Origin of the sequence: Bacteroides sp. CAG:633 (genome assembly GCF_000435115.1) — a bacterium.
Lineage (GTDB): Bacteria > Bacteroidota > Bacteroidia > Bacteroidales > Bacteroidaceae > Bacteroides > Bacteroides ndongoniae.
The window spans coordinates 12269-24582 of the sequence record NZ_FR883153.1; the positions used below are offsets into that span (position 1 = coordinate 12269).

General features: G+C 49.5%; 6 protein-coding genes and 1 riboswitch. Of the genes, 2 read left to right on the forward strand and 4 right to left on the reverse strand.

What is annotated here, in order from left to right:
* The 3 genes from QVP67_RS14645 to QVP67_RS14655 all read right to left on the reverse strand — a co-directional run.
* Positions 1-1524: TonB-dependent receptor plug domain-containing protein (locus tag QVP67_RS14645; protein ID WP_288180277.1), on the reverse strand; the 1524-nt coding region annotated here is incomplete at its 3' end.
* 66 nt (positions 1525-1590) lie between these two features.
* Positions 1591-1799: riboswitch (cobalamin riboswitch) on the reverse strand.
* 118 nt (positions 1800-1917) lie between these two features.
* Positions 1918-3123 carry a multidrug effflux MFS transporter gene (locus QVP67_RS14650; RefSeq protein WP_288180281.1) on the reverse strand — a complete coding sequence of 402 codons (1206 nt, stop codon included), beginning with the start codon at positions 3121-3123 and terminating at the stop codon, positions 1918-1920.
* 220 nt (positions 3124-3343) lie between these two features.
* Positions 3344-4588, reverse strand: a complete 1245-nt coding sequence (locus QVP67_RS14655) for a 6-bladed beta-propeller (RefSeq protein WP_022164298.1) — start codon at positions 4586-4588, stop codon at positions 3344-3346.
* Positions 4589-5423: 835 nt separating this feature from the next.
* Between QVP67_RS14655 and QVP67_RS14660 the strand changes: the two genes are divergently transcribed.
* Positions 5424-10304, forward strand: a complete 4881-nt coding sequence (locus QVP67_RS14660) for a RecQ family ATP-dependent DNA helicase (RefSeq protein WP_022164299.1) — start codon at positions 5424-5426, stop codon at positions 10302-10304.
* Positions 10305-10385: 81 nt separating this feature from the next.
* Positions 10386-10982, forward strand: a complete 597-nt coding sequence (locus QVP67_RS14665; protein WP_022164300.1) for an imm11 family protein — start codon at positions 10386-10388, stop codon at positions 10980-10982.
* Between the two features lie 100 nt (positions 10983-11082).
* Here the strand turns inward: QVP67_RS14665 and QVP67_RS14670 are convergent.
* Positions 11083-12314 (reverse strand): Hsp70 family protein (locus QVP67_RS14670; RefSeq protein ID WP_288180278.1); only part of this gene is annotated, 1232 nt, incomplete at its 5' end.

The following is a 12314-nucleotide window of genomic DNA, read 5'->3' on the forward strand; positions in this document are numbered from 1 at the left end:
AGGGAAAGCGACTATCTTATCAGTCACATCATTAAAATATCCGTCTACGGTCATCGACAAAAAGCCGAAAATACCCCATTTTGAGCGACTCCATGTGACACCTACGTTATATTCGTTAGCTTTCTCGGGGCGCAAATCTCGATTACCCATCCTGAGATAATACAAATCGTTGAAAGTTGGCAGACGGAAAGTGCTTTTGTACATCAGCCGAAAGAACAAAGATTCGTCCTGCCAAGGTTGGACGCTCACCGTTACCGATGGAGCCAGACGATGAAAATTATCTGGCTTATCGCCCTGTTCCACATGTTCCGAAGTGGCTGTATAGACCAAAGAAGCAGTAGCAGTCATCCAATCTGTCCGATAACGGCCATTCAAAGCACTGATTGAAGTGTATCGGGTAGGAAAAGGACAAGCTGGCAGACTGTTGCGTAAGGTATTTGCCACTCCATCCTGTGCCAACGAAAAAGTCAAGTCCTCCAATGGCTGATAAAGCAACGTCGCCGACAGGTAATATTCATCCTGACGATGTACTTCCCGATAAACCCCATCGGTATATTCCACACCTTTGTCCTGATAGCGATTCCAACTGTGATTGTATTTGGCCTGCGCCTGTAATGTCCACTTAGTAGAAAACTTCTTTTTATAACGCGCTTGTGTAAAGAAGTTCTCATCCCATAATTTTTCATCCGAAATCGGGTTATAAAGGGTTACCCCTCCCGGTAGTTCGCGGGCTGAATAGTAATAATATCCTTTCACATCCAACTCCCCTCCGTCTTTGAACGTATGATACAGCGTCGCTTCGCCCTGCCACGACTCCACTTCCGAGTTGTTTCGTTTCTCTTTCGTCACGTACTTCCCGTTCACCAGCGTAAACGGATAATTGCCGTCGGCACGCATATAACCGGCATCTACCGAGAGGCGTGTACGCTCCCCCAGTTTCTGCCACCATCTGACAGAGGGCGCTACATATCCGAACGAGCCGCCCCTGACACGTGCCAGAAAAGCAGAAGTACGATTTCCTTCGAAGTGAGGTTTTTCCGTTTCGATGTTCAGTACGCCGGCCGACGCATACAGACGGGCCGACTGCAACAGGTCTTCGCTCTGACCGATGGAAAGAGAAAGCATCGACACATTGTCCAGCGAAAAACGTCCGATGTCTATCTGCCCTGCCTGGCAGTTGCTGACTGCCACACCGTCGTAGCTGACAGCCGTATGGGCTGCACCCATGTTGCGGATAGAGACTGTCTTCAGTCCGCCTATACCACCGTAATCCTTTACGTCGGCACCGGCAAAACGGCGTACGGCATCCGCCACATTCTGTATGCCAAGCTGGCTGATGTCCTGCTTCGACATGGTCTGCACAGGCACAGCCGATGTCACCTTGTTGGGCATCCTACGGGCAGTCACCGTCACTTTCTCTATCTGATGCACCTTGCCGGCAATCGTATCTTCCTGCACTTCCTGTGCCACCATCCGGCAGGTCATCATGCAGCACAATACGATACAGCCCAATCGCATCTTCATAAACAAACGGCAGAATCTTTTATTTCATTATTCTTGTGTGCACTGACTGCTTTCCTCGAACAGACAATTTTTCGACTTTGTTTTGCAGGTCTTCTGACTCGTTTCCTAATGTATCGCCTTCCCATTCTCTTTATTATCAGAAAAACAGTGGCATCCGAGTATGATACATTCCTCTTGAAACACACAGCAGCGGGACTGTCCGGGATTCACACCCGATTCCCTTTTCATCCACATCTCCGAACGGAGATTACGGAACAAAACAGCGGCAAATGTAGGAATTTATTTGAATATCCGCAATCAAAAACACAAAAAAAGTATTGAATACCAACAAACAGCGTTCTGTCGGAAGTGGTTTGCTGAAACGCTGTTGGCCACCGTGGCGCAGGTTACGTTTTATTGCTTTCGTATCGTGCTGAAAGCAAAATACAGCCGTGTGCCCCGGCGCCCCAAAGCCACCAGCATACACAGCAGCGAACAGCAGGCACAAACCACAAATACCACTCCCGTGGACGAAAGGATATTACCGATGCCCACCAATGGCGAAACAATGCCTCCCGCCGCAAAACATACCGCACCTAAAAGAGCCGATGCCGTGCCCGAATTCTCGCGCTGACTCTCCATGGCCAAAGCTGTGCTCGAAGTAAACGTCATCCCCATGCTGAACAGCAGAACCAGCATCAGAGCCTCGTATACCCAAAAGCTGCACGCCGACATTAACGCCCCGCACTGTAACACGGCTGCCACTACCATTCCGCAACAGCCAACCAGTGTACTGGTCTCCGAACGGCGAAACTTGACCGACAAGGCAGCCGCAACACCTATCGCAAGCGCATTGACTCCGAAACACAAGCTGAACGCAAATGCCGAAAAGCCATAATGCTGCTGCACGATGAAAGGCGACGAGGCGATGTTGGCAAACAGCACTCCCTGTGCGAAAGCCATCTGAAGTACATAGCACACGTAACGCCTGTCGCGCAACACGACTCCAAAACTGCGGAACGTATCACTCCATTTTTCAGCCGAACGGTTTTCACGCGGCAACGATTCCTTAAAACGTAAGCAGCAGGCCAATAACACCAGTCCCAGCCCGAACAGAATCCAGAAGATGCCCTGCCATCCTATCACATCGGTCAGCAGGCCACCCACAATCGGAGCCGCCACCGGCGCCACTCCGTTAATGGCCCCAATTACAGCCAACATTTTGGCAAGTTCGCGTCCGGAATATTTGTCCGTTGCCACCGAACGCGATATGACGATACCACCCGCACCGGCTATGCCCTGTAACAGACGGAACGCCACAAACTGCTCTATGCTCTGCGAAAACAGGCACAACAGCGTCGATGCAATAAACAGCCACATGGCCACCAGCAAGGGTAACCGCCGACCGTACCGGTCGCTCAGCGGACCGAAGAATATCTGTCCCACTGCCAGACCTATCATACTGGTTGTCAGTCCTAACTGAACCATCGAAGAAGTTGTGGAAAAATACTCGCCCATCGAAGGCAAACTGGGCAGATACATATCCGTCACAAAGGGGCCAAATGCCGTCAGCATGCCCAGCAATATCAGCAAAAAAACTTTAGAATTTTCTTTAACCATCATTTATTCTTTCTTTAAAGCGGTGCAAAGTTACAAGGAATCTGTCCAGTTTATACAGATATCGACCTTGCGTCTTGCTCTTTTTCGAAAAGATTTTCAGAACTTAACACACAGTCCTCCCTACCCCTTATTTTTTCCCAGTTAGGAAAAAATTCCTCTCTAGTTAGAAAAAAATATTTTCCTAACTAGGGAAAAAAGAAAGCCTGACTACTGTCAGGCTTTAGTCTTTAAACTCATAATACAACAGCACCGGATTGGAATCGCTCTCCAAACTCCTTATCAATTCTTTATTAACAACTTTATCAGACAACTGACCGGACTCGAAAAGTCTTTTCAACTCTGCCAACTGCTCCGTATTATAAAAGTAAAACACACCATCGGCATCCGCGCACAAGTACCCGGGAAGCATAACGCCGTTTTGCTTGTTTCCTGCAAAAAAGATATCGTCTTTCTGTGTCTGGAAAATAGAAGTCTGACCACTTTTCAGATGATGGCGTACTTTAAGAAGCGATCCTCCATAACAATTAAACCAAAGATAGCCCTGATGAACATAGAAATTGCAAAAGCCCCAATAGACCTTCTTCTGTGTCAGGTGCATATACTGCTGCATCATTTTCTTGGAGAGCGCAACGGGGTCGCCAGACGAATGCAAATTGCTGTCCTTGAGCAGGTCGTCGCGTTTGATCACTTTTTCCCCATGAATAGCCAAAACAGGATATACTTCCCCCTCACGAATGGCCATAACGGTATCCATCAGCGCCGTACAGAACCAAAGTTCATCCCCGACACGAGTAAAAGGGGTGCCAAAATTCAGAAATTCATTTTGCCAACCTTGATTATATGAATCATAATCCAGCAGGCTGGCAGTCATTTTGCCAGCTTGCAACAGATCTATCTGGTGCAGCAGATAATAAGGAGTATCGCCCTGTGCAGGCCAATGGCTCGACTGGTAAGCATAAAGAAAATCAGACTGATACGCTATATCGGCATAAAACGGTGGGGCGTCTAAGGATATTTCATCCTCAAAAGTACCTGTCAACAAATCATATCTCAATATCTTGTTGCGTGATGAGTCGTACAGATACAGTTTCTTCTTTTCCTCGTCAACAGTAAAGTCTCTGCAACCGGCATATTCACCGGGAGCCGGACCATTGTTCCCGAATTTTCGGATAAAAGAGCCGTCTTTCTTGAAAGCATATACTCCTTCCGTCCGACGATCCATTAAATATAACGTATCGTTCACAGGCACCATCTTGCTGATGCTCGACAGCAAAACGTCTTTGGTTTCCAAAGGTATCAGACGAACATCTTTGAACAGTTCGGAATACCTCCATAGTTCAGTGGAAGCGCTATCCATATTGATGATATCTGCCTGTGAATGTACAAGCAAGGACCCTTGAGACTGACAGGCTACTACGACAAAACCCAATACAAAAGCTAAAAGAAAAAACAGATTCCGTTTCATTTACATTACCTCCTACGAGTTTAGTCATGTTTTTATTCGCTACTCTCTTTCGCAAAGAAAAAGAAAAACGGTTAAAAAAGCAAGAAACTGAACCGAAAAGTCATATTGAAAATTCATTTTTTCTACAAATAGTAGTTGCGTTTCAGCGAAGGCTACATCGATAACGGGGAGAATTAGAAAAGATTCACTGGTTTCACCTATAAAATCCGGACTTACCCCGTGAAGTTTCACCACAACCACCTAACAACAAACAACTTACAGTGAAACATACGAGAAAAGCAATCCGCCCCATAAAATCGCGGTGAAAGGAGCGGTGAACCATCACCTTTCACCATATCTTACTGTCATTCAACGATGAAAGAGAACGGTGAGGGCGTGAAGGATAAATCGGGAAAAACAGTTCTCAACAGGGAGAAAAGGCGGATAAAGTCCATAGTTGACGTCCGAAAGTTTCACTTTACGACCGTCAAGTGCCTCTTTACAAACAGAAACAACCATCCGCCCCCAAAGAAACAGGAAGTAATGCGATGACACACGACAAATAATGTCGGACAATCGGACAAGCAATGCCAGAGTGCCCAATAAGCAATGTCAGACTGGAACACAAGCATGGCTCGTGAGCCACGCAAGTGTTGCTCGTGAGCCACACAAGTGTTGCTCGCGAGCCGTGCAAGTGTCGTTCGCGAGCCGTGCAAGCACGGCAAAACACACCGGTTTCACACCCCGCATACCGCTTACGGGGAAAATAAACCAGCGAAAGTTTCGCTATCTACGCATTTTTTACGTAGCTTTGTGAAATGCTAATTGGTTCCTTAACTCTTTACAAGAAAAAACGATGTCAATATGGAGCAGGCTCATGGGATGGAAAAACGCCGGAGACACCAACAAAGTCGCCGGCAAGGAGAATGTGCCGCCATCCGATGAAGCCCCACGTTACACCATTGTCGATGTGGAAGTCGGAGTAAAAGACCGGAAAATACACGACATCGGAGCATTGCGGCACGACGGTGCTACCTTTCACAAAGCCTCGAAGAAGGAGTTGTTCGACTTCCTGCGTGATACTGACTACATCTGCGGACACAACATCATCCACCACGATGCCCGATACCTGTTTGCCGACACCACCGACCGCCGTCCGCTGGTAGATACCCTCTACATGTCGCCCTTGCTGTTTCCCGAACGTCCTTATCACAAACTGGTGAAGGACGACAAACTGGTAAACGACCAGATGAATAACCCGGTGAACGACTGCCTGAAAGCCCAGAACCTGCTACAGGACGAGATAGCGCAATGGAACCTACTGCCGGAAAGCAAACGCCAGATCTATGCATCACTGCTGAAAGGCCAAAAGGAGTTTGAGGGTTTTCTGCGTATGGTAGGAGCCCGACCGACGGAAAAGGAGACGGCCGAAGCCATACGAAGCCTGTACGAAGGAAAAATCTGCGGACATGCCGACCTGAACACCCTGATAGAAAAGTATCCGTGCGAACTGGCATACGCCCTGGCACTGATCGACACCACCGACCATCGTTCCATCACTCCGCCGTGGGTGCTCTACCAGTATCCGCTGGTGGAACACGTCATCCGCCTGTTGCGGCATACCCGCTGCAACGAAGGCTGTACGTACTGCAACAGCCAGTTGGACATATTCCGCAACCTGAAAAGCTTCTTCGGCTACGACCAGTTCCGCACCTACGAAGGCGAACCGCTGCAGGAACAGGCTGCCGACGCGGCAGTCAAAGGCAAATCGCTGCTGGCCATCTTCCCTACCGGCGGAGGCAAGTCGCTCACCTTTCAGCTGCCTGCCCTGATGGAAGGCCGCACCGTGCATGGGCTGACGGTCGTCATCTCGCCGCTTCAATCACTGATGAAGGACCAGGTGGACAACCTCGACGAACGGGGCATTACCGACGCCGTAACCATCAACGGCCTGCTGGACCCCATCACAAGGGCACTGTGCATCCAGCGGGTGCTGGAAGGTGAAGTGTCGCTGCTGTATATCGCCCCCGAAATGCTTCGGTCGAAGACCATCGAAAAGATTCTGCTGGCACGCCACGTCGTCAGGTTCGTGATAGACGAAGCCCACTGTTTTTCGTCGTGGGGACAGGATTTCAGGGTGGACTATCTGTACATCGGCAAGTTCATCCGCAACTATCAGGAAAAGAAAGGCTGCAAGACGGCCATCCCCGTGTCCTGCTTCACGGCTACAGCCAAGCAGAAGGTAGTGCAGGACATCTGCGACTACTTCAAGCAAACATTGGATTTGGACTTGCAGCTGTTTGCCTCGACGGCATCGAGAAAGAACCTGCGTTACTCCGTGATACATGCCGACACGAATGAGGACAAATACTCCAAACTGAGAAGTCTGGTAGCCGAGAATCCGTGTCCGACCATCGTCTACGTATCGCGCACCAAGCGCACCCGCGAACTGGCAGTCAGGCTGACCCGCGACGGCTATCAGGCCCTGCCCTTCAACGGCAAGATGGATGCCGACGAGAAAGTGGCCAATCAGGACGCCTTCATGAACGACCAGGTACGCATCATTGTAGCGACTTCGGCTTTCGGCATGGGAGTGGATAAGAAAGACGTAGGTCTGGTGGTACATTACGACATCTCGGACTCGCTGGAGAACTACGTGCAGGAGGCTGGACGTGCCGGTCGCGACCCTCACCTCAATGCACGCTGCTACGTGCTGTATAGCGACAACGATTTGGACAAACACTTCATTCTGCTGAACCAGACCAAACTGAGCATCAGCGAAATACAACAGGTATGGAAAGCGGTGAAAGACCTTACCCGTCAGCGCATGAGGGTGTGCTGCTCGGCGTTGGAAATTGCCCGCAAGGCGGGATGGGACGACTCGGTATCGGACATCGAAACCCGGGTGCGGACGGCCCTGGCTGCTTTGGAACAGAGCGGATACTTGGTTAGAGGAAACAATGTGCCCCATGTTTACGCCACCGGCATCACAGTCAACAACATGGACGAAGCCCGACAGCGCATATCGGCTTCGGTACTGTTCGGCAGCGACGAAATAGAGAAAGCAGTAAGAATCATCAAATCGCTGATTTCGCAGAAACACATAGCCAAGGCACAGGATTCGGAAGCGGAATCGCGCATCGACTATCTGGCCGACATATTGGGGCTGAGCAAAGGCGAAGTGTTGTCGGCTGTAGAACGGATGCGACAGGAAGGCATTCTGGCAGACAGCAAAGACATCTCGGCTTACCTGCTCGACGCCGGCAGTTCGGAACGAAGGTCAGGGCAGTTGCTCGAACGCTTTGCAAAGCTGGAAAGATACATTCTGGACAACATACCCGACGCCACCTGGCGGATATCGTGCAAACAGCTGAACGACAATGCCATCAATGCAGGAATAGGCACATCCAGAGAGAAAGATATCCGAACCCTGCTTTATTTCCTCACCATCAAAGGTTATACCCGCAAGAAAGAAGACGCGGCACACAATCTGGAAATCAGCCTGCGGGTCGACAGGGAAGCGTTGCTGAAGCGTTTCGAAAGGCGGCTGGAAATCAGCCGGTTCACCATCGAATGGCTATACCGCCTGGCTGCCGAAGCAGGAAAAGAAGCGTCGGACGAACAGCAGGCCATCCAGTTCTCAGTGGTGGAACTGCTGAACAGCATCAAAGCCAACCCGCAACCCCTCTTCAGCGGACTGGACGAACTGCAGTTAGAGGACGTAGAAGAAGCCTTGCTCTACCTGTCGAAAATCGGCGCGCTCAAGCTCGAAGGCGGCTTTCTGGTGCTCTACAACGCCATGGACATCAAAAGGCTCAAAGACAACAAGTCGAGATACAAGCAGGACGACTACCGGATGCTGAACGAATTCTACAAGCAAAAAATACAGCAGGTACACATTGTAGGCGAATATGCTAACCTGATGGTGAAAGACTACAACGCCGCCCTGCAATACGTGCAGGACTATTTCCAGATGGACTACAAGAAGTTCATCGCCAAATACTTCAAAGGAGACAGAGTCGGCGAGATACAGCGCAACCTGACACCCGGCAAATACCGGCAACTGTTCGGCCAGCTGTCACAGCGGCAGAGGGATATCATCTCCGACCGAGACTCACGCTGCATCGTGGTGGCGGCAGGCCCCGGAAGCGGAAAGACACGGGTATTGGTTCATAAGCTGGCCTCGCTGCTGTTGCTCGAAGACGTCAAACACGAACAACTGCTGATGCTGACCTTCTCACGAGCAGCGGCAACGGAATTCAAGCAACGGCTGATGGAACTGATCGGCAACGCCGCCCACTTTGTCGAAATAAAGACCTTCCATTCCTATTGTTTCGACCTGTTGGGACGGATAGGCAATCTGGAAGAAGCCAAAAACGTAGTAGCCAAAGCTGCCGAAATGATAGAACAGGGCGAAGTGGAACCCAACCGAATCGGGAAAACGGTACTGGTGATAGACGAGGCACAGGACATGAGCGACGAAGAATATGCACTGGTACGTGCCCTGATGGCCAACAACGAAGAAATGCGCGTCATTGCAGTGGGCGACGACGACCAGAACATCTACGAATTCCGCGGTTCGGACTCGGAATACATGTACCGCCTGACCAAGGAAAGCGGCAGTCGGTTTATCGAAATGACCGAGAACTACCGAAGCGCACGCCATCCGGTCCGTTTCGCCAACGAATTTGCCAAAGTCATCCGAAAAAGAATCAAAACTACCCCTATCCTCTCCATGCGAGAAGAAGACGGACGGGTGGAGGTGACACACCACTACTCGGCCTATATGTATCAGCCACTCGTCGAAGACCTGATCAGTCACCGTGGAAACGGTACCTCGTGTGTGCTGACCCAGACCAACGAAGAAGCCGTCATCCTGGTAGCCCTCCTGCGGAAACAAGGCATCAGCAGCAAACTGATACAGACGATGGACGGCTTCCGCTTCTGGAACATGGCCGAGATGAGATACTTCCTGAAGTACATCGACAAACAGGTAAAAACGCCCCTCATTCCCCAAGAGACGTGGGACGAAGCCAAGCGTGCCACCTTTGCGACATACGAAAGAAGCCAAAGCCTGACATACGTGAAGCGGTGCGTGGAACTGTTCGAACAGACCAACCAGGCAAAATACGTCAGCGATTTCAAGGAGTTTGTGTTTGAATCATCAGTCGAAGACTTTTGCGACGTGTCGGGTGCTGACGTTGTCGTATCGACCATCCACAAGGCAAAAGGACGTGAGTTTGACGACGTCTACATGCTGATAGCCGACAACTTCCAGAAAGACGACCGACTGATGCGGCGATATTATGTAGGCATGACCCGCGCCCGGAACCGGCTGTTTATCCACACCGACGGCGATTGCTTCAGCCGACTGCCTGCCGACCAGCACTTCACCGACTCACGCCAGTATGGCATGCCCGAAGAAATTGTGCTGCAACTCTCGCACAAAGACGTCTTTCTGGGCTACTTCAAAGACCTCAAACGGGAAGTGCTGGCACTGAGAAGCGGAGACAGCCTGAAGTACAAAGACTTTACGCTGTACGAAGCATCGGGCAACAAACCGGTAGCCCGGCTGTCGGCAAGCATGCAGAAAGCATTGTCGGAATGGAACGGAAAAGGTTACGAAGTGAAGTCAGCCTCCGTACGTTTCGTCGTAGCCTGGAAGCCCAAAGATGCCCCCAAGGAAGAACCGGAAACTGCCGTCCTGTTGCCCGAGCTGGTGTTGTCGCGAGGATGAACGTTGTTTCGTTCTTCCTTATAAATAAGCATTGCGTAAAAATCCTCAGTCCACTGCATAAAATGTAGCAAACGAAATAAAATGAAACTATTGAATATCAAAACCTTAAAAAAGATTTTCTATAAAAGCAAAACAGTAAATACCGACGTCAGGTATTATAAATTCATCGTAAAAGGGAATGATAAAGGAGGAGTACTGTACGCTCCCGATAGCTGGCCCTACCCTATCGCAAGAGACGGACAGGAAGTGAAAAACTGGGAATCGCTCGTCGTAGAATTAAGAGATGGAAAATATCGCCCTTTCCACATGTGTATAGGTGGAGCCAACATGGTCAACCAAGCTCTGAAGGATTTATTACAGTCGTACGTCACCTCTGCCAACGACATAGAGTTTCTACCTGTCAAGGCCATCAGCAAGAAATATGGCAATCAGATATATTACATCATGCACTTCAAAAAGATATTCGACGTAATAGATCCCCAAAACACCCTCTATGTAGAAGGAACAGATACGATTCTTAAACTAAGACTCGACTATAATAAGGTGAAATCACTAAATGTCTTCAACTCTCAACCCGTCATTAACGACATTATCGTATCGGATGAAGTCCGCAAAAGTATCCAAAAGAACAAACTTGACTTTGGATTAGAATTCATGCCAATATTTTGTGGGAAATAAAGAAAGAACAAACTTAACAGAATAAAAACAGAAACGCGGCTGCCTCAAGTTTCCTTGAAACAGTCGCGTTTCTTAGTGTATATTGTACTGCTTAGAGGGGTTATTTTACTTCCTCAAAATCAGCATCCTGAACATTATCATCCTGTTTGCCATTGTTTTGAGCATTTCCTTGGCCGGCGTTGGCACCACCTTGGAAACCTGCACCTTGCTGTGCACCACCTTGAGCACCAGTCTGTGCATACATCTCAGCGCTGGCAGCTTGGAAAGCAGTGTTCAGTTCGGCCATTGCACTGTCGATAGCAGCCAAATCCTGAGCTTTGTGAGCGTCTTTCAGTTTTTGCAAGGCAGCTTCAATAGGAGCTTTCTTGTCGGCAGGAAGCTTATCGCCCAGTTCCTTCAACTGATTCTCGGTAGTGAAAATCATTGAGTCAGCCTGGTTCAACTTGTCGATACGTTCCTTTTCCTTCTTATCAGCTTCGGCGTTGGCTTCGGCTTCGGCTTTCATACGTTCGATTTCTTCTTTGCTCAAGCCACTGGAAGCTTCAATACGGATGGCTTGTTCCTTACCGGTAGCCTTATCCTTGGCAGATACCTTCAAGATACCGTTGGCGTCGATATCGAATGTAACCTCGATCTGAGGAACACCACGACGAGCCGGAGCAATACCTGTCAGGTTGAACTGACCGATTGACTTGTTCTGAGCAGCCATCGGACGTTCGCCTTGCAATACGTGGATGGTTACTTCGGTCTGGTTGTCGGCTGCGGTCGAGAAGGTTTCACTCTTCTTGCAAGGAATAGTTGTGTTGGCTTCGATCAACTTCGTCATCACACCACCCAGAGTCTCGATACCCAGAGTCAACGGAGTTACGTCGAGCAATACGATGTCACCTACACCAGCTTCTTTGTTCAATACGGCACCCTGTACGGCAGCACCTACAGCAACTACCTCATCGGGGTTAACACCCTTAGAAGGAACTTTGCCGAAGAAGTCTTCAACCAACTTCTGAACAGCCGGTATACGTGAAGAACCACCTACAAGGATTACTTCATCGATATCAGAGTTACTCAAACCGGCATCGCTCATAGCCTTCTTACACGGTTCCAGACAAGCTTGGATCAAGTTGTGAGCCAAAGCTTCGAACTTAGCACGAGTCAGTGTCTTAACCAAGTGCTTGGGCACACCGCCTACCGGCATGATGTACGGCAAGTTAATCTCGGTAGAAGTAGAAGAAGACAACTCAATCTTAGCCTTTTCAGCAGCTTCCTTCAGACGTTGCATAGCCATCGGGTCTTGAGTCAGGTCGGCACCTTCGTCGTTCTTGAACTCCTGTA

Coding starts and splice junctions, on each gene's coding strand:
- QVP67_RS14660 (WP_022164299.1), top strand. CDS start 5,424: ATGTCAATATGGAGCAGGCTCATGGGATGGAAAAACGCCGGAGACACC.
- QVP67_RS14650 (WP_288180281.1), bottom strand. CDS start 3,123: ATGGTTAAAGAAAATTCTAAAGTTTTTTTGCTGATATTGCTGGGCATG.
- QVP67_RS14665 (WP_022164300.1), top strand. CDS start 10,386: ATGAAACTATTGAATATCAAAACCTTAAAAAAGATTTTCTATAAAAGC.
- QVP67_RS14655 (WP_022164298.1), bottom strand. CDS start 4,588: ATGAAACGGAATCTGTTTTTTCTTTTAGCTTTTGTATTGGGTTTTGTC.